Origin of the sequence: uncultured Fibrella sp. (assembly GCF_964250085.1) — a bacterium.
GTDB lineage: Bacteria > Bacteroidota > Bacteroidia > Cytophagales > Spirosomataceae > Fibrella.
Genome location: NZ_CAXUEC010000008.1, coordinates 54,455 through 73,042, shown reverse-complemented (window position 1 = coordinate 73,042; position 18,588 = coordinate 54,455). Strand labels below are relative to the sequence as shown.

Here is an 18,588-nt window from a genome sequence, read left to right as displayed (position 1 = left end):
TGTCACCCTGAGCCTGTCGGGGACGCCTAGTCGAAGGGCCCAGCGTCAGCAATACTCACAATCGCAAAGCCATTACGCGAAAGCACCCCCATCCTCCCCAAAAAATGAAAACCCGTTTTTCTCTCTTCCTTTTCCTCCTCACCAGCGTCACCAGCTTCGGTCAGGTACGTATGGCACGGCTGTTTACAGATCATGTAGTGCTCCAACGGCAGAAACCAATTCCGGTGTGGGGATGGGCCAGGCCGCGTGAGGCGGTAAAAGTGACGCTGGCCGGACAAACCCAACAGGTCAAATCTGATGATACAGGCAAATGGCTGGTTCGGTTTACGCCGCTTGAAGCGGGGGGGCCGCACACGCTGTCGGCCACGGCAAAATCGGGGTCGGCCAGTGCCAGCGACGTGCTGATTGGTGAAGTGTGGCTCTGCTCCGGCCAGTCGAATATGGAGTTCACCGTGAAACAGTCGGATAACTTCGCCAAGGAAAAAAAGAACGCCAATTTCCCGCAGATCCGGCATTTTAGGGTTGAGCATGAGTTGGCCCTGACACCACAGTCCGAACTAAAAGCGGGGAACTGGCAACTGGCATCGGCTGAAACGGTCGGCAACTTTACGGCCGTTGGTTTCTTCTTCGCCCGCGAACTGTACCAGAAACTGAACATCCCGATAGGCCTGGTACACTCATCCTGGGGTGGTTCGCAGGTAGAGGGCTGGATTAGCAAAGAGGGCATGATGAGCAACGACGAACTGCGCCCTACGATTCAGAACCTGCCCACCAACTGGCAAGCTGCCGATAGCCTTGTTGACGCTAAACTGCGCAAGAATTTACAAATGCCAGCCAACCTGACCGTCGCCGACGAAGCAAGATACCTCGATCCCAGCTATGATTTCGCTGGCTGGCGCAAATCGGACGCCATCGGGCAGTGGGAGTGGAAAGACATGCGCGGCTTTATGGGGCAAGGCTACATGGCTAAAACCGTGACGTTGCCCGACGAGATGGCTACTGAACAAACGACCCTTGCGTTGGCCGAGAACGACAGCCCAACCCAGGTGTACATCAACGGAAAGCTGGTTGCTGAAGGCACCGTGCAGGGTGTGCGGAAACTAACCATTCCGGCGGGTACGTGGAAAGCCGGGGAGAACAAACTGGTGTTGAAGCTCGGCAATATGGTCAATCCAGCCTGGTACGGTGTAGGTCTGAAAGGATCGGCCGCCGATCTGTATGTAGAGGACCCGCTGCAACGAATAAGCCTGGGCGGCGAATGGCGGCTCATGCCTGCGTTTGCCGAAAAGCACGAGTATAAACGGTTCATGAACAACGTAGCGATCAGCATCTATAACGCCATGATTGCCCCGCTGGAGCCAATGGCCATGCGTGGCGTGCTTTGGTATCAGGGCGAAACCAACGCCGGTCGGTCGTATCAATACCGGCAGTCGTTTCCGCTGATGATTACCGACTGGCGGACGAAATTCGGGCAGGACATGTCGTTCTATTTTGTGCAGCTAGCCAACTACGGGGCCAATAACAGCAGCAATCAGGGCAGCGGCTGGGCCGAACTGCGCGAAGCCCAAACCATGACGCTTAGTCTGCCAAAGACCGGTATGGCCGTGATTACCGACGTGGGTAATCCGAAAGATATTCACCCGACCAACAAGCAGGATGTTGGCCACCGATTAGCCCTGAACGCGCTCAAATTCGATTACGGCCAGGCCGTTAACTACAGTTCACCGATGTATGACGGGGTAAAATTCGAGGGCGACAAAGCTATTGTTTCGTTCAAACACACGGCTAGCGGGCTGGTGGCAAAAGACAAATACGGCTACCTGAAAGGCTTCGAGCTAGCCGGTGATGATAAGGTGTTTTACTACGCCAAGGCGGAAATAAAGGGCAATACGGTTATTATTTCGCACCCTAACGTACCCAAACCTGTTGCCGTTAGGTACGCCTGGGCTGACTCACCGGACGAAGCGAACCTGTTCAATTCCGATGGTCTACCAGCCAACTCGTTCCGCACCGATACCTGGCCCGGCGTAACAGCGCAGGCTAAGTTTGACTGATATTTTTTTGACAGGATTAACATGATTTACAAGATTTCTTTTGCTCTGGCGATTCAAGTAAGCGCAGAGGAAAATCCTGTAAATCATGTTAATCCTGTCAGAAAAAACCAATACCAACCAATTACCCTGTCAACTTATGACTACCTATAAAAACTCAACCCGTTCCCTCATCGCCCCGGCATTCAGCGCGTTGCTGCTTGTGCTGCTGATGAGCTGGACCAACAAGAAGGCCGACAAGGTGTTGATCTTCTCGAAAAACGTTGACAATCAACAATCGGCGGCAGCGGCGGCAGGTACGTTGATGACCCTCGCCGAGAAAGCAGGTATCGACGTTGACACGACCACAAACGGCGACTACATCGCTGAAGATTCGCTGAAGAATTACCGGGCCGTAATTTTTCTGAACACGTCGCAGGATGTGCTCTTCACCAACCAGCAGGCCGACGTCGAACGGTTCGTGCAGGCGGGCGGTGGACTGGGTTTCATCAACACGCCGGGCTTCACCAAATACCAGTGGGCCTGGTATCAGGATATGCTGGCGGCCAACCAGATTCAGCCCGCCCAGGCTCCGTTTTCTATTGGAAAACCGTTTGATGGCGGCCGGGTGTTCTACATGACCACAGGTGCGAATGGCTTTGCCGATGAAAGTCTGGCGAAGTCGCTGATGGAGGGCGTTACATTCATTCAGGAAGGCAAAGCGCTCAACTACCGCGACGCCCATTCGAACCGGGTACCGGAAGAAAACCGCTTCACGTCGACCATCCTCGAATCATATATGGACGAGCCGATCGAGATGGAAGTGCTGTCGGATGGGCGTGTACTCTTTGTGGAGCGAAAGGGCATGATCAAGCTGTATGACCCAACCGCCAAAGCCACGAAAACGATCAACAAGTTGCCCGTTCATATCACGGGTAACTACGAAGACGGCCTGCTGGGTATGGAACTGGACCCGAAATTCGACCAGAACCACTATGTCTACCTCTACTATTCACCGGTTGGCTCGAAGCCCGTGCAAAACCTGTCGCGGTTTGTTTTTACCGGCGACAGCCTGAACATGAGTTCGGAGAAGATTGTGATGCAGGTGCCCGTTCAGCGCGAAACCTGCTGCCACTCGGCAGGGAACGTTTATTTCGGCCCCGACGGAAACCTGTATCTGTCAACCGGCGATAACACCAGTTCGAAAGAATCAGACGGATTTTCACCGCTCGACGAACGGCCGGGTCGTGCGCCGTTCGACTCGCAGAAATCGTCGGGCAACGCCAATGATCTGCGTGGTAAAATTCTGCGTATCCACGTCGAAACCGACGGTTCGTATACCATTCCAGACGGTAATCTCTTTCCCAAAGACGGATCGAAAGGCAAGCCTGAAATTTACGTGATGGGTGCCCGGAACCCCTACCGCATCTGGGTCGACAAGCGCGGCTTCCTATATTGGGGCGACGTTGGTCCCGATGGCGGTGTAGCGAGCGAACGTGGCCCGAAAAGCCAGGACGAATGGAATCAGGCGCGGAAACCGGGCAACTTCGGCTGGCCGTATTTCGTGGGTGACAACAAGCCCTACGCTAAATTCGATTTCGCCACCAACAAAGTCGGCGCACTGTATAATCCCGATCAGCCCATCAACGACTCGCCGAATAACACCGGCGCGAAAAACCTGCCTCCTGCGCAGAAAGCCATGATCTGGTATCCGTACGACAAATCGACGGAGTTTCCAATGCTGGGCACCGGTTCACGGTCAGCCATGGCCGGGCCGTTTTACTACGCTGACGAGTACAAATCGGCGGTGAAATTGCCCGCTTACTACAACAACAAACAGTTCATCTACGAATGGGCCCGCAACTGGATTAAGGTGCTGACCTACGCGGATAACGGCGACCTCCGGCAGATCGAATCGTTCCTGCCTACGTCGTTTGTATCGAAGCCCATCGACATGAAGTTCGGCAAAGACGGGGCCATGTACGTGCTGGCCTATGGTATGAACTACTTCGCCCGCAACCCCGATTCGCAGTTGATCCGCATTGAATACACGGAAGGTAACCGCCGCCCGGTGGCGAAAGTGAACGTATCGAAAACTGTTGGCGCGGCTCCATTAACGGCAGTGCTATCGGCGAAAGAGTCGTTCGATTATGACCGGGGCGACAAGCTAACGTACCTGTGGGAGTCGGGCAACGGCCAGAAATCGGCGGCGGTAGCGCCTTCGTTCACCTACGCAAAAGCCGGCACATATCACCCTAAACTGACCGTTACGGATGCCGAAGGGCAAAAAGCGACCACCGAACTGACCATCAAAGTAGGCAACGAAATGCCGCAGGTCGACGTGGCCTTGAAAGGTAACCGCAGCTTCTATTTCGACAAAACGCCGCTGGCCTACACCGTGTCGGTAAAAGACAAGGAAGATGGCACGCTAGCCAAAGGCATCACGCCGAAGCAGGTGAAATTTGCGGTCGACTACCTCGCCGAAGGCAAGGACCTCGCCCTGCTGACGTCGAATCAGAACAGCGACGGGTCGGTGAAGAACCTGCGCGGCAAGGAGTTGCTGACCAACAGCGACTGCAAAGCCTGCCACGCCATGAGCGCCAAGTCGATCGGACCCGCCCTGATGGAAGTGTCAAAGCGGTACCATCCGGCGGGTGAATCGGCGGTTGATATGCTGGCGAAGAAGATCATTACTGGCGGCAACGGCAACTGGGGCAAAAACGTGATGTCGGCGCACCCCCAGCATACCGAAGCCGAAACGGGCGAAATGGTCCGCTACATCCTCTCGCTGACCGACGCCGCACCTAAAAGCCTTCCCCTGAAAGGAACGTACCCATTGACGCAGCACACGGGCAGCGAAACGGGTAGTTACGTTATTTCGGCCAGCTACACCGACAAAGGCAACCCCGTTACCGGCCCGCTGACAGGGCGTAAACTGCTCATTCTGCGTAACCCACGCGTTCAGGCCGAGGCGTATGAGCTAGGCACGGGCGTTGACCGGAAGCACGAAGATGGCAGCAATAAAAGCTGGGTTGGCGACATCAAAGACGGTTCATTCATCGCCTTCAAGGGCGTCGACCTGACCACGATTGGCGAGTTGGCATTCAATGCCGCCGCTGCTTCGGGTCGTGGCGGGCGCATCGAGGTACGTACCCAGTCGCCAACGGGCAAGCTGTTAGGAACGGTTACGGTATCAGCCGCCAACGCACCCACGGGCGGAAAAGGCCCTGCCTGGCAAACCGTTACGGCACCGATCGCTCCCGCCAATGGGCTGCATGACCTGTATCTTGTTTTTCGTAACGACGAAATCAAAGACAAAAACCTGCTCCTCGTCGACTGGATTCTCTTCAAAAAAGACAATTCATCGTCGGTAACGGGACAGTAGAAGGTTTTGCCCCCAACCCGGAACGTCGGACCGCCCTGAAAGGGGCTAAAGCTCCGCGACGTTATGTTGCAGCGCAGTGGCCCCCTTCAGGGCGGTCCGACGTTTCGGGTTGGGGGTGAAGCGTGCGTAAGCAACTTTATAGAAAACTTTCTCTTTATCAATCAATGCGTATCAATCCCCTTACTCAGTTTCCTCTCCTTCTTTGCCTGCTTACGGCCAGCGTTGGCCAGGCAACACCGAAGCCTAAACTCATTGATCAGCACGCGACAAAAGAAACAAAGGCGCTGTATCATAACCTGAGTAAGCTGTCTCGGAAGCACATTATGTTCGGGCATCAGCACGCTACCGAATACGGCCACGGCTGGACGGGCGACGCTGACCGGTCGGATGTAAAATCGGTGAGCGGATCGCACCCGGCGGTAATTGGCGTCGATTTCAGTGGGCTATCGGGTCGTCCGCCCGAGGCGATTGAACGTACCAAAGCGTCGCTGCGGAAGCAGATTGCGGCGACGTATGACCGGGGTGGCGTAACGACCGTTGCCTGGCACTTTTCAAATCCAGTGACCCCGAAGACAGGATTCTATTGGAAGGATTCGGTGTCGGCTCCGGCAGTAGCCAATCTCATTCCGGGCGGGTCTCACCATCAGCAGTACAAGGATATTCTGAAGACCGTTGGCGATCTGGCCAACACAACAAAAGGTGCCGATGGCAAGCTGGTCCCGATGCTGTTCCGGCCCTACCACGAGTTCGACGGCGGCTGGTTCTGGTGGGGTAAACCGCACTGCTCGAAGGAGGATTTCACCGCACTGTGGCAATTCACGGTAACGTACCTGCGCGACAGCCTGCAGGTGCATAACTTCATCTACACGTTTTCGCCCGACTGCATTTTTAAAACGGAGGCGCAATACCTGGACCGCTACCCCGGCAACCAGTGGGTGGATATGGTAGGCGTGGATAACTACGCCGATTTTGGCCGCGACGGAAAATACAACGTGCAGGTGGGCATTGCCAAGCTCAAGATCGTGTCGGATTACGCCGAAAAAGCGGGTAAGCTGGCGGCTTTTACCGAAACCGGCCTGGAGTCGATTCCCGACACAACCTGGTGGACAAACACGCTGCTGAAAGCGTTGAAAGCCGAGAAAATGAAGCTGGCTTACGTGCTTGTCTGGCGCAACGATGCACGCAGCAAAACGCACTTCTACGCCCCCTACCCCGGCCAGGCCAGTGTAGCCGACTTCATGCAGTTTTATCAGGACCCGTATACGCTGTTTGAAACCGACCTTCACCACGTTTACCGCCGGAAAAAGCTGTTGTTTTTTTAAGTACGTTGTCAGGGAACGTACCCAACACATAAACCAGTAACCACCTCCCCATGAAAACGACTTTAACCGCCCTGCTGGCTATTGCGTTGCTGGTTGGCTTCGCGCCAACCAAACGTATCGGCGACTTCAAAAACAGCCAGGATATTGGCAACCCAAAACTGGCGGGTTCATCGCAATACGATAAAAAAGCAAAGGCGTACACGCTGACGGGCTCCGGCTACAATATCTGGTTCAAACGCGACGAGTTCCAGTACCTTTTCAAAACGATGAAGGACGATTTCACCGCTACCGCCGATTTTGAGTTTGTTGGTGCAGGCACTGATCCACACCGGAAAGTTGGCTGGATGGTGCGCGAGTCGATGGACGACGACGCCTCTCACCTGAGCGCGGTCCTTCACGGCGATGGGCTGACTGTGTTGCAGTGGCGCGTGGCCAAAGGCGACGCCATGCGCGACCCGGAGGATGAAATTTTCTTTCCCGAAAAAAACGTACAAACGGTGCAGCTTGAGCGCAAAGGCACCACCTACACCATGCGGGCCGCTAAAAAAGGAGAACCGCTGCAACTCGTTGGGAGCCACGGTATGGCCAATCTGGCCGATAACGTCACCGTCGGGCTGTTTATCTGCTCGCACAACCCCGCCAAAATCGAGTCTGCAACAGTAAGTAACGTAAAGATAGACAGGTAGCCAGCCTTATCTTTTCCTCTCGGCAACGTACCTGACACATCATCGAAAGCTACATAAAACGGATCAACTAACCCATGCCTTACCTTCCTGATTCAACCCGTTACCAATCGATACCGTACCGCCGTTGCGGGCGCAGCGGGCTGGTGTTACCCGCCATTTCGCTGGGTCTGTGGCAAAATTTCGGTCATGTCGATACGCTCGAAAATAGCCGTCAGATGATCCGGCTGGCTTTTGATCGGGGCATTACCCACTTCGATCTGGCCAATAACTACGGGCCGCCACCGGGCTCGGCGGAAGAAAACTTCGGCACCATTCTACATCAGGATTTCCAGGGCTACCGCGATGAGCTGATCATTTCCTCCAAAGCCGGTTACGACATGTGGGAAGGGCCATACGGCAATTTCGGCTCCCGTAAATATTTGATTTCCAGCCTTGACCAAAGCCTGAAACGGATGCAACTCGACTACGTGGACATTTTCTACCACCACCGCCCCGACCCCGACACGCCGCTGGAAGAAACCATGAACGCCCTCGACCACATCGTTCGGCAGGGCAAGGCGTTGTACGTGGGGTTATCGAATTACAAGCCCGCCGAAGCAACCAAGGCCATTGCCATTCTGAAGCAGTTGGGTACGCCCTGTCTGATTCACCAGCCGCGCTATTCGATGCTTGATCGATGGGTTGAAAACGGGCTGCTCGATGTGCTTGGGCAGGAAGGCGTGGGTTGTATTCCGTTCTCGCCACTTGCGCAGGGGCTGCTGACAGACAAATACCTGAAAGGTGTTCCGGCCAATTCACGAGCCACGAAAAACGGGTCGCTGAGCAAGCAGCAGCTAACGCCCGAAACGCTGGACATGATTCGTCGGCTAAACGACCTGGCGCAGCAACGCGGGCAGACGCTGGCCCAGATGGCGATTGCCTGGTTGCTAAAAGATCCACGCATCACCTCCGTACTTGTCGGAGCCAGCCGTCCCGAGCAACTTGCCGACTCGCTGAAATCGCTGGAGAATCTGGCGTTTAGCGACGACGAACTAGCAACAATTGAGTCGATTATTCCGGCTGCGTAAGGATGTATGCTGCTTCGCGAAGTAGGCCCTTCGACAGGCTCAGGGTGACAACTCACATCATGATGTTCATGACGAACTTGAGTGGGAGTGTCACCCTGAGCCTGTCGAAGGGCCTGCCTCGCGAAGCAACATACATCCTTACGTCGTCACAGAACGCTTCTTTACCAACACACCTGCCGCCAGCGCAGCAAGAAGCATGGCCAGCACGGTCAGGTACGTATAGCCCTTTGCCAGATCGGGAAGAGCGGCGACTTTTATGCTCGAAGCTTGCTCATAAACGGGGATAACCCACTTGATTACATACGCCTGAGCGAGCGTGATGAAGCAGATAACGATCAGCATAATGAAGCTGTGTTTCACCGTGAACCGGAACAGTTGCGCCTCCTGACCCACCAGATTACCAGCCGCCGCCGCCACGGCAATCGACTGTGGCGAAATCATCTTGCCCACAACGCCACCCGACACATTCGCCGCCACTGTCACCACCGGATCAACGCCGATGGATTGCGCCGTGGCGTACTGTAGTTTGCTGAACAAGGCATTGGCCGACGTGTCGGAGCCAGTGATGAATACGCCCAGCCAACCTAATACAGGCGCAAAAAAAGGAAAGAAAACACCTGTACTCGCCAGCACCGCCGCCAGCGTGAGCGTAATGCCCGAATCGTTGACGATGTAGGCAAATCCCAATACTGCCGCCACGGTCAGGATCGGAAATGTTAACTGGTTCAACGTTTCGCCAAGCACCTTTACCCCCTCGCGATACGTTAACCCAACCAGCGGAATGGCGATGAGCACCGCCAGCAAAATAGCGGTTCCGGCCGCAGAGAGGTAGTTTACTTTAAAAATTCGGGCCAGTGGTTTTCCTTCGCCACCGACGATGGCGTTATGGAGTCCGGGGAATTCAAACTGGACCATACCAACTGAGTTCAGTACGTCTTTGATTGGCTGTAATCCCCAGGCAATGATGATAATCGTCAGCACGATAAATGGCGACCACGCCCGGATAACCTGCCCGGTTTTGTAGCGAATTGTGGTGTTGACCGTAGCAGTTGATTCGTTGGCAAACCGCCAGATGGTTTTTGGTTTCCAGAAACGAAGCAACACCAGCAGGCAAACGATTGACCCTAAACCGGCGATGACATCGGGCAGGGCGGGGCCCAGAAAGTTGGACGACGCGTATTGCAGCAACGCAAACGACAACCCCGACACCAGCACTGCCGGACCAACTTCCCACGCTTTTCTGACACCGGCAATGAGGCTCACCAGGTAAAATGGCAGCATCAACGACAGGATCGGTAACGTTCGGCCCACCATCTGCGAGATAGGCATTTCGGCAATGCCCGACACCTGCGAGGCCACTGTGATGGGAATACCGATAGAGCCGAACGCCACCGGAGCCGTGTTGGCAATCAGGCAAATACCAGACGCGTAGAGCGGATTAAACCCCAAGCCGACCAGCATGGCCGCCGTGATGGCGACGGGCGCGCCGAAACCGGCGGTTCCTTCCAAAAACGAGCCAAACGAAAAGGCGATGAGCAACGCCTGCAAGCGCCGGTCGGCCGTGATTGAAGCCATCACGTGCTTGATGATCTCGAACTGTCCACTTTTTACGGTGATATTGAACAGGAAAACGGCCATGATCACCAGCCAGCAAATAGGAAACAGACCGTACAACGCGCCGTGAACCGCCGATAACAGGGCCAGCTTCATGGGCATGCCATACACTGTTACGGCTATCAGCATGGCAATTCCCATCGCGATCAGACTGGCCTGATACCCTTTCATTTTCCGAATAATCAGTGCCCAGAAGATGAACAGGATGGGCACCAACGCCACCAGAACCGATACCGCGAGGTTGTTGAACGGGTCAATAACTTGTTTCCAGATCATGAAAGGAGGGAGTTTCCAAAGCACTAATAGCTAGCTCATTAAACCTATACTATTTCAAAAACCTTATAGGACTGCTAAATCCAGGGCGACGATTTCGTGGTCCAGAATCCTGGGTACGTTCACCGTTATTTTGCCATTCGTCACTGCGAAAGGGAGTTTCTGCCCGCTCATCAGCAGCTTGGCCGCCTTAACAGTAGCGCCTGCCGGAACCTGAATCGTCACCTGGGCGGCAACGGGAATCAGTTCCCGGAAAGGCCCTTTCATCATCATCGGATTGGTGAGATTCACCAGGTGAACCGTCATCGTGGTTGCCTGTTGCCACACGGTAACGTCGATGACGCCCGGCCCCGTTACGACCACAACGGGGGCCTCGTCGAGCGCCCACTCAATGACATTACGCAGTAACTGGCCGTGATCAGTGGCCATCAACTGCCAGAAAGAACGGTCCAGATCGCCGGGAATGTAGGCGACCCGGCCCTTGCCGGCTTGCCGCATGTACAGTTCCCGCGTGTTGGTTTCAGATACACGCGGATACACATCTTCCATCGGCAAGTCCGGGTACGTCGGTATGAGCGTGACCGGGCTGGGGAACGTACCCGTGGGGGTCACATCGACTTTGTGAATGGCGTTGATGATGCGCGGCGTATTGGCCAGCCCCTTCAGAATTTGCGTTGTCTGCTTGTTGGTTACGTCGTGGCGAAGTTGCAGGTAACTGTTTCGCATCGGACCTTCCACCTTCCCGCCATACGACACACCGAAAAGACTGGCCAGGCCAAAGTCAGCGCGGGGGTTGCCTTCTTCGTCATACAGCGAGGTTTCGAATGTGGCAACCACACTCCCGCCCCTGTCGACAAACGCCCGAAGCTGATTGCATTGTGCATCAGACAACGCCGCAATATTGGGCAGGATCAGCAGTTTGAACCGGCTCAGATCATCGGGCGACAAGAGGCGGTCATTCACCATATCGAACGGAATACGGCTTTCTACCAATGTGTGGTACATACCGTCGAGGTGGTCGCTGCTTTTCTGCTGCCAGGGTTTACCACCGTAATTACGATCGGTCTGTTCAGAATAGACAACCCCAACGCGGGCCAGTGATGCCGTATTACGCAGGTACGTTTCGTTTTTGTGGTAGCCTTCATACAGCGTCGCTACGGCCTCCATCCACCGCTTATCGTAGATATCGCCGCCAAATTTCACGAAGCATGGGCGCATACCATTGGCGGTTCCTTCGGCCACCCAGATACGGATTTCGGCATCGCTCTGTACCGAATCTTTCCAGCGAAACTCTTCTTCGATACCCACGCTGAAGATGCCGATCAGTGGCTTCATCCCGAGCGTTGACCGGAGTTCTTTTGCCCCTTTTCCATTGGCCCAGGGAGCCATCAGCCCACGCCGGGCCTGCTGGTCAGCGAAGAACAGATCGGCTTCGCGACCCGTCACGATTTTGTCGGGAAAGCCATTCGGAATGAAGCGGGAAGCGGGTCGTTTCTTACGAATCTCCGAATCCCACAGGGCCCACACACTGCGAAGACACTTCATGCGCCAGTCGGTCCATTGGCGGTAAGTAGGGTCGAGGCGGTCAATTTTTCGGGGAAGGCCGAGGCCGGTAGCGGCGTTGAAATTGCGGATACAATGCTCGCAGTAACAAATATCATGGCCCGCCCAGCGGTTGGAGAAAATCCCTTCGGGCTGGTAGCGATCCATGATTTCACCGTTCACCCGGGTCATAAACTCCGCGTTATACGGCCCCAGCGCACAGGTCACCCACAACGCCGGATTAGCCCAGTGCCGCCGTGGTTGCCCGTCGGCGGTAACGGCAATCCAGTCGGGGTGGGCCTCGTACATGTCTTGCCGGGCAGCGTGCGGATCGGTGCGGAGCATGATTTTCATGCCCTGCTTTTTACAGCCGTCGACCAGATCACCCAGCGTATCGGAGTTACCCAGAAAGTCGCTTCGGTGATGGAGCGGAATGTTGGTCGGGTAGAAGGCGACTACCCCCCCGGCACTGAGCAGCGCCCCGTCGGCATGAATACGTTTGAAATAGGCGAGCCAGAAATCGGGGTCGTAATGGCCGGGGTCGCGTTCTACAAAAGCAAGTTGCGCCCAGCGCATCGGCCCATCGAGCCAGTACGCGCCGGCATTGTCGCCAGGGCTGGCCAGTGGTAACGACGTTGCCAGCGCCGACGGACCTGTCAACGCGAGAGTACTACCAATAAGCCCGGCATTTCTGATAAATTCTCTTCGTTTCATATCGCCTGCCAACTGAATCATGCAAGCGATACGTACCTGATTTTTACCCGTTGCCTATGTGCTTCACGTGGCCGGGCTTCAGTTGCTAGTCAGTGACCGGGCCGTTGATGTATTCGAGCTTATGATTCCAAACCGAGGCAATCTGAATGGCACGCTGACGTACCTGTTCGGCCGTTTCGCCCGTGAAATGTTCCGTCAGCGTAGCAGAGAAAAGTGTCAGCCAGCGTTCAAAATGCTCGATACGAAGCGGCTGCTGCTGATTGACCAGCAGATGGGGGCGAAATGGATGGCCATTGTAGGCTCCGTTGCCCAGAATGAGCGACTCCCAAAAGGCATACATTTTGGGCAGGTGACTCGCCCAGTCCACCTCCGCCACGTCCATAAAAATGGGGCCGATCAGCGGGTCGACCTGGACTTTTTCGTAAAACGAGTTCACCAGTAGCCGAACAGCTTCCGGTGAATCGAGCAGTTGTTTTGGCGTATCCTGTATCATCGGTAAAGGCCAAACTACGCAGCAAACGTAGTAGCGTAGTCATCGGCTTTAAATCCTAACGCAACGATCTGGCCGTTTGATTCAATGAGCGGGCGACGAATGACCGACGTTTTTTCGAGCATCAGCGCAATGGCTCCTTCGGTATCGGTCGGCTTATCGGCATCGGCCAGTTTTTTCCAGGTAGCCCCCGCCCGATTAACGAGCTCTTCCCAGCTTTTCTGCGTCAGCCATCGCTCAATCGTGGCCCGGTCGATTCCCTGCTTTTTATAGTCGTGGAACTGGTAGGCGATTCCGCTTGCGGCCAGCCAGGCGCGGGCTTTTTTCACAGTATCACAATTTGGAATGGCGTAGAGGGTATACATGAGACTGGGTTAATTTCACAAAAATACCGGTTTAGGCTGACGGGTGGCTATGAGAATAGCGTAAGTGTCGGCTTTCGATGTCGGGAAACGCGCTCATTTCCGATCAGCCATACTCAGTTCAGCTTACTTTTCAAATCCTACCCTTTATGAGTCAACACATTACACGCAGTCGGCTTCTGATTGCCACCTTTCTGATTTGCGCTTACGGCCTCGTTAGCCATACCGACAGCCTGGCCCAACCCAGTCCCGGACAGCCCGTTCAGATCAACGTTGATTTAACCAAAAGCAACGGGCCGCTAACACCGATCTGGGCCTGGTTTGGCTACGACGAGCCGAACTATACCTACATGAAAGACGGTAAAAAGTTGCTGACCGAGATTTCGAAGCTGAGCAACGTACCTGTGAACGTGCGCGTGCATAGCCTGCTGGTCACCGGCGATGGCGAGGCGGCCCTGAAATGGGGCTCAACCAACGCCTATACCGAAGACGCCAAAGGCAACCCAATCTACGACTGGACGATCGTCGACAAAATTTTCGATACGTTCATCCAGCGCGGCATGAAGCCCATTGCCCAGATCGGTTTCATGCCCGAAGCACTCTCCACGCATCCGCAACCCTACCGCCACCACTGGAAGCCCGGCGACAACTACAACGACATTTATCTGGGGTGGGCCTACCCGCCCAAAGACTACAATAAATGGAGCGAGCTGGTGTATCAGTGGGTGACGCACTCGGTGCAGAAATACGGCAAAAAAGAGGTGGAAAGCTGGTATTGGGAGCTATGGAACGAGCCGAACATCAGCTACTGGAAAGGCACGACCGAGGAATACATCAAACTGTACGATTACACCGCCGATGCCGTTAAACGGGCCTTGCCAACGGCCAAAATCGGTGGCCCCGAAGTGACGGGGCCAGGCAGCAAAGGTGCCTACACGTTCTTTAAAGCGTTCATGGACCACGTGGTGAACGGCACCAATGCCGTAACCGGAAAGCCCGGCGTCCCCCTCGATTTCATCACGTTCCACGCCAAAGGGTCGCCCAAAGTGGTCGATGGGCATGTGCAGATGAACATGGGCACGCAGTTGCGCGACATCGACAAGGGCTTTGAGGTGGTGGCGTCTTATCCGAGCCTGAAAAACTTACCAATCATCATTGGCGAGTCAGACCCGGAAGGTTGCGCGGCCTGTTCCGAAGACATGAGTCCGCAGAATGCCTACCGGAATGGCACCATGTATTCGAGCTACACGGCGGCTTCCTTTGCCCGGAAGTATGATCTGGCCAAGGCGCGGGGCGTGAATCTGGCGGGAGCCGTTACCTGGGCCTTCGAGTTCGAAGATCAGGCCTGGTTTCGCGGCTTCCGCGACCTGGCGACCAACGGCGTCGACAAGCCAGTGCTGAACGTGTTCCGCATGTTCGGCATGATGCCCACCAACCGGGTCGAAGTCACCAGCAAACTGGCTTACGATTACGCCCGTGTGCGCGACGAAAGTGTGCGGGCCGAAGCCGACATCAACGCATTGGCGAGTAAAGATGCGAAGTCGGCGGCGGTGATGGTCTGGCACTACCACGACGACAACGTACCTGCGCCCGACGCGCCAGTTTCGGTGCAATTGACAGGGATTCCGGCCAAAACAGCCACCGTGCACCATTACCGCATCGACCAGCAGCATAGCAATTCGTATGAAGTCTGGAAAAAGATGGGATCGCCCAAAGCACCAACCGCCAGCCAGGTCGCAGAGTTAGAAAAAGCCGGTCAACTTCAGACGCTGTCGGCGCCCGAACAGGTACGTGTCACCAACGGCAACGCGACGCTTTCTTTTGCTTTACCCCGTCAGGGCGTATCGCTCTTGAGAGTGACGTGGAAGTAGGGATTGATGTTAAGTTTTTGAATAGAATCATACATAAAGCTGTCCTTCATATTAAGCAGCTATACATCAACGAGTCCGTCATGTTAAATTTTAGGCTAAAACTTAATATGACGGACTCGTTGATGTCGAATAGTATGCTTTTTCTTGATATCAACGCGCTGACGTGTCGAAAGCATCAGCTCTCATCGTCAAGAGATCAGACTAAATTTTGCAGAAGCGACTAGTCGCTATGCGACGAGCAGCTTACTAATTGAACGAGTGCTTGAACTCAAGCGGGGAAACGCTGGTCTTGCTTTTGAACAGCTTGCTGAACGATTGGGGGTACTCGAAACCGAGGCGGTAGGCTATTTCGCTGACCGATAACGAGGTGGTTGTCAGGCTCTCTTTTGCCTTTTCGATCAGCTTGTTATGAATATGCTGCTGGGTGCTCTGGCCGGTCAGCGAGCGCAGCATGTCGCTCAGGTACGTTGGCGAAACCGAGAGTTGATCGGCCAGGTATTGCACCGTCGGCAGGCCCAGTTCCTGCACCTTTTCGCTGTCGAAATAGTCCGTCAGAATCGTTTCCAGCTTCGTCAGCAAGTCATTATTGACGTGCTTGCGGGTGATGAACTGGCGGTTATAAAACCGATTTGAATAATTGAGTAGCAGGTCGATATGCGACAGCATGACGTCCTGGCTGAAGCCGTCGATTGGCGCGTGGTATTCCTGCGCGATGTTCAGCATGATGGACTTGATCAGTGCCTCTTCCTTATCCGACAGGTGTAGCGCTTCGTTGACGGCGTACGAGAAAAAACCGTACTCGGTCATGCGTTTGGCCAGTGCGTGATGGCGAATAAAATCGGGATGCACCACCAGCCACCAGCCCGAAATTGCCATGTCGTCGGGGGTTTCGGTCGAGATCACCTGACCGGGCGAAAAAAAGGTCATCACCCCCTCATCGAAATCGTAGTAGTTCTGTCCGTACTTCAGCTTGCCCGTGAAATTCTTCTTGATACAGATCGAATAGAAGTTGTAAACCAGGCTCTGAATAGCTTCATCGATCCGGCAGTTGACGTCGCTCAGATCAATCACGCTCACCAGCGGATGGGCCGGTTTCGGCAGTTGCATCAGCCGGTGCAGGTCAGAAACAGACTCGATGACGTAGGGGTGATTGGCTTCTTTTTTCATAAAAACGTAACACGGGCTTCAGCCCGTTTTTATTTACTACAAAAACGGGCTGAAGCCCGTGTTACAGTCATTTATCAACCATGCTCATACTCACGGCATCGTAGCGGTCGCCTGTTGATACCCCTAACGGAACAATGGCTTCCAGGCGTTCCAGTTCATCGGGCGTCAGCGTGATGTTGGTTGCGGCGATGTTCTGCTCAACGTACCTGACCCGCTTGGTGCCCGGAATGGGCAACGCCCCTTTTGCCAATACCCAGGCAATGGCAAGCTGCGACGGCGTAATGTTCTTCGCGCTGGCCATTGCTTTAATGGCGCGTACCAACTCAATGTTTTTCTGGAATTGCTCGCCCTGAAACTTGGGAATACTGCGACGAAAATCGTCGGCCGGAAAATCATCCGGGCTGGTGATGTCGCCTGACAGGAAGCCACGACCCAGCGGCGAATACGCTACGAAACCGATACCCAGTTCGGCAAGACCCGGCAACGTACCCAGCTCTTCGGGGTTGCGTTCAAACAGTGAATATTCAGTTTGAACGGCGGTGATTGGGTGAACCTGATGGGCGCGCTTTACGGTATCCAGCGCCACTTCCGACAGGCCGATATAGCCGATCTTACCTTCCTTTACCAGGTCGGCCATTGCGCCAACGGTGTCTTCAATGGGCGTAGCGGTGTCTAGCCGGTGCAGGTAATAGAGGTCGATGTAGTCGGTGCCGAGGTTTTTCAGCGATCGTTCGATGGCTTTCTTCACGTAGTCGGGCCGACCGTTGATTTGCCACGTCAGATCACCGGAATCGTCGATCTCGTAACCGAATTTGCTGGCAATAATGTACCGATCGCGGTTCCCTTTAATGGCTTTAGCCAGCAGCCGTTCGTTGTGAAGAGGTCCGTACAGATCAGCCGTATCCAGGAAGTTCCCGCCCAGTTCGAGCGAGCGGTGGATGGTAGCGATCGCTTCGGCTTCGTCAGATTTACCGTAAATATCAGCCCCGGCAATCTGGGTCATGCCCATGCAGCCAAGTCCGATGGACGGAACCACCAGCCCCTGACTACCCAATGTTGTTTTTGGAATACTGTTCATTGTCTCTTTTTGTTCTGTGTGCGTCTTATTTCGACTCTGCAAAGGTCAGTAAGCACACGGGCCAAAAAGTAGCCGAACCCCGTATGGTTGTATCCAGAATGAGGGCGTGTAGCAGATTGCCGGGCCAGTAAACCAGCCGTGTGCAGTCAGCTTCGCGGTATGGTAGCAATAAGTGCCCTGGAGATGCGGTGGAAGATGAACGTATTATTTTGCTACCAGTTGCTTGTTGAGAAATAGGTCGTGCATGAATTGCTGCTGCCATTAGCATGACGCTATTGATAGCGCCGGAATTTGGCGATCAGCTTCTGGTTGGCATTCGGTGCCAGTAGCCGACCATGACCGAATACAGCTTTGTCGAAAGGTAGCCGGGCTACATCCAGTATACTCTTCACACCCAAAGCCCTGTCTTCGTAGACCGTACTAAAATCCAGACTCATTACGTGGGCGCACAGGTCACCGGCAATCAATACGCCTTCCTGTTTCAGCCACAGGGCGATATGGCCACTACTATGCCCCGGCGTATGAATCACCTGAAGTCCGCCCGCAATGGGCAGCACCTCCTGGTCGGTCAATGGCCGATCAACCACAACGGGATCGATGGCACTGCTTCCCCGTTTGATGAACAGGTGATAGATTACCCAGTTAATCACCCCCGGCGACAGGTGAATGGGCGTTTCGCCGGCAATGCCTCTTTCGAGTAGTGACACATCCTGTTCAAATGCCCAGACCGGAATGGCCAGTTCTTCTTTAAGGGCCGCCGCACTACCCGCATGATCGGGGTGGCAATGGGTCAGTATAATCCGTTCTATCGACGCCGGGTCTGCCCCCGCCTGGCGAATAGCCGCACGAATTGGCTGACTACTACCTTTATAGCCCGTATCGATTAGGGTTAGTCCGTTGGCCTTGTCTTTGAGGATAAAGACATTGACCACACCCAGACTGATCTGGTAGAGCGAGGCCGTTACTTGGATCATGGTTGCCATACTG

The 18,588-nt window shown here is 54.6% G+C and carries 13 protein-coding genes; 6 read left to right on the top strand and 7 right to left on the bottom strand.

The annotated features are described in order from the left end of the window. The first annotated feature begins 104 nt into the window (after nt 1-104). The 5 genes from ACFE8Q_RS21895 (at nt 105) to mgrA (ending at nt 8,490) form a co-directional block, all read left to right on the top strand. Nucleotides 105-2,054 carry a sialate O-acetylesterase gene (locus tag ACFE8Q_RS21895; protein ID WP_375447582.1) on the top strand — a complete coding sequence of 650 codons (1,950 nt, stop codon included), beginning with the start codon at nt 105-107 and terminating at the stop codon, nt 2,052-2,054. Nucleotides 2,055-2,190: 136 nt separating this feature from the next. Continuing rightward, nucleotides 2,191-5,415, top strand: a complete 3,225-nt coding sequence (locus tag ACFE8Q_RS21890) for a PQQ-dependent sugar dehydrogenase (protein WP_375447581.1) — start codon at nt 2,191-2,193, stop codon at nt 5,413-5,415. Nucleotides 5,416-5,579: 164 nt separating this feature from the next. Beyond that, nucleotides 5,580-6,737: a glycoside hydrolase family 26 protein gene (locus ACFE8Q_RS21885; protein WP_375447580.1), complete on the top strand. Its 1,158-nt coding sequence runs from the start codon at nt 5,580-5,582 to the stop codon at nt 6,735-6,737. A 50-nt stretch (nt 6,738-6,787) separates the two neighbouring features. Next, nucleotides 6,788-7,423, top strand: coding sequence for a hypothetical protein (locus ACFE8Q_RS21880; RefSeq protein WP_375447579.1), 636 nt, complete (start codon nt 6,788-6,790; stop codon nt 7,421-7,423). A 74-nt stretch (nt 7,424-7,497) separates the two neighbouring features. After that, nucleotides 7,498-8,490 carry an L-glyceraldehyde 3-phosphate reductase gene (mgrA, locus tag ACFE8Q_RS21875; RefSeq protein WP_375447578.1) on the top strand — a complete coding sequence of 331 codons (993 nt, stop codon included), beginning with the start codon at nt 7,498-7,500 and terminating at the stop codon, nt 8,488-8,490. A gap of 138 nt (nt 8,491-8,628) precedes the next feature. On the opposite strand, the gene ACFE8Q_RS21870 is transcribed toward mgrA, so the two are convergent. The 4 genes from ACFE8Q_RS21870 to ACFE8Q_RS21855 all read right to left on the bottom strand — a co-directional run bounded on the left by ACFE8Q_RS21870 (nt 8,629) and on the right by ACFE8Q_RS21855 (nt 13,488). Next, nucleotides 8,629-10,380, bottom strand: a complete 1,752-nt coding sequence (locus ACFE8Q_RS21870; protein WP_375447577.1) for an L-lactate permease — start codon at nt 10,378-10,380, stop codon at nt 8,629-8,631. A 63-nt stretch (nt 10,381-10,443) separates the two neighbouring features. Then, a complete protein-coding gene (locus ACFE8Q_RS21865) occupies nt 10,444-12,633 on the bottom strand; it encodes a beta-galactosidase trimerization domain-containing protein (protein WP_375447576.1) in 2,190 nt (729 codons plus the stop codon). A gap of 85 nt (nt 12,634-12,718) precedes the next feature. Continuing rightward, nucleotides 12,719-13,126 carry a group III truncated hemoglobin gene (locus tag ACFE8Q_RS21860; RefSeq protein ID WP_375447575.1) on the bottom strand — a complete coding sequence of 136 codons (408 nt, stop codon included), beginning with the start codon at nt 13,124-13,126 and terminating at the stop codon, nt 12,719-12,721. 14 nt (nt 13,127-13,140) lie between these two features. After that, nucleotides 13,141-13,488: an ArsC family reductase gene (locus ACFE8Q_RS21855; RefSeq protein ID WP_375447574.1), complete on the bottom strand. Its 348-nt coding sequence runs from the start codon at nt 13,486-13,488 to the stop codon at nt 13,141-13,143. A gap of 146 nt (nt 13,489-13,634) precedes the next feature. Between ACFE8Q_RS21855 and ACFE8Q_RS21850 the strand changes: the two genes are divergently transcribed. Beyond that, on the top strand, nt 13,635-15,356 hold the full coding sequence (locus tag ACFE8Q_RS21850; protein ID WP_375447573.1) for a beta-xylosidase: 1,722 nt from the start codon (nt 13,635-13,637) through the stop codon (nt 15,354-15,356). A 246-nt stretch (nt 15,357-15,602) separates the two neighbouring features. Here the strand turns inward: ACFE8Q_RS21850 and ACFE8Q_RS21845 are convergent, their stop codons facing one another. From ACFE8Q_RS21845 to ACFE8Q_RS21835, 3 genes are all read right to left on the bottom strand, one after another. Next, entirely contained in the window at nt 15,603-16,523 is a 921-nt protein-coding gene (locus ACFE8Q_RS21845) for a helix-turn-helix domain-containing protein (protein WP_375447572.1), read from the bottom strand. Nucleotides 16,524-16,590: 67 nt separating this feature from the next. Continuing rightward, the gene (locus ACFE8Q_RS21840; RefSeq protein WP_375447571.1) at nt 16,591-17,601 is read right to left on the bottom strand and encodes an aldo/keto reductase; all 1,011 of its coding nucleotides are present in this window, start codon (nt 17,599-17,601) and stop codon (nt 16,591-16,593) included. Between the two features lie 272 nt (nt 17,602-17,873). Then, nucleotides 17,874-18,584, bottom strand: coding sequence for an MBL fold metallo-hydrolase (locus tag ACFE8Q_RS21835; protein WP_375447570.1), 711 nt, complete (start codon nt 18,582-18,584; stop codon nt 17,874-17,876). Nucleotides 18,585-18,588 lie beyond the last annotated feature (4 nt).

What these genes read in the sequence shown, in the direction of transcription:
- ACFE8Q_RS21895 (WP_375447582.1), top strand. Translation starts at nt 105, where the DNA reads ATGAAAACCCGTTTTTCTCTCTTCCTTTTCCTCCTCACCAGCGTCACC.
- ACFE8Q_RS21890 (WP_375447581.1), top strand. Translation starts at nt 2,191, where the DNA reads ATGACTACCTATAAAAACTCAACCCGTTCCCTCATCGCCCCGGCATTC.
- ACFE8Q_RS21885 (WP_375447580.1), top strand. Translation starts at nt 5,580, where the DNA reads ATGCGTATCAATCCCCTTACTCAGTTTCCTCTCCTTCTTTGCCTGCTT.
- ACFE8Q_RS21880 (WP_375447579.1), top strand. Translation starts at nt 6,788, where the DNA reads ATGAAAACGACTTTAACCGCCCTGCTGGCTATTGCGTTGCTGGTTGGC.
- mgrA (WP_375447578.1), top strand. Translation starts at nt 7,498, where the DNA reads ATGCCTTACCTTCCTGATTCAACCCGTTACCAATCGATACCGTACCGC.
- ACFE8Q_RS21870 (WP_375447577.1), bottom strand. Translation starts at nt 10,380, where the DNA reads ATGATCTGGAAACAAGTTATTGACCCGTTCAACAACCTCGCGGTATCG.
- ACFE8Q_RS21865 (WP_375447576.1), bottom strand. Translation starts at nt 12,633, where the DNA reads ATGAAACGAAGAGAATTTATCAGAAATGCCGGGCTTATTGGTAGTACT.
- ACFE8Q_RS21860 (WP_375447575.1), bottom strand. Translation starts at nt 13,126, where the DNA reads ATGATACAGGATACGCCAAAACAACTGCTCGATTCACCGGAAGCTGTT.
- ACFE8Q_RS21855 (WP_375447574.1), bottom strand. Translation starts at nt 13,488, where the DNA reads ATGTATACCCTCTACGCCATTCCAAATTGTGATACTGTGAAAAAAGCC.
- ACFE8Q_RS21850 (WP_375447573.1), top strand. Translation starts at nt 13,635, where the DNA reads ATGAGTCAACACATTACACGCAGTCGGCTTCTGATTGCCACCTTTCTG.
- ACFE8Q_RS21845 (WP_375447572.1), bottom strand. Translation starts at nt 16,523, where the DNA reads ATGAAAAAAGAAGCCAATCACCCCTACGTCATCGAGTCTGTTTCTGAC.
- ACFE8Q_RS21840 (WP_375447571.1), bottom strand. Translation starts at nt 17,601, where the DNA reads ATGAACAGTATTCCAAAAACAACATTGGGTAGTCAGGGGCTGGTGGTT.
- ACFE8Q_RS21835 (WP_375447570.1), bottom strand. Translation starts at nt 18,584, where the DNA reads ATGGCAACCATGATCCAAGTAACGGCCTCGCTCTACCAGATCAGTCTG.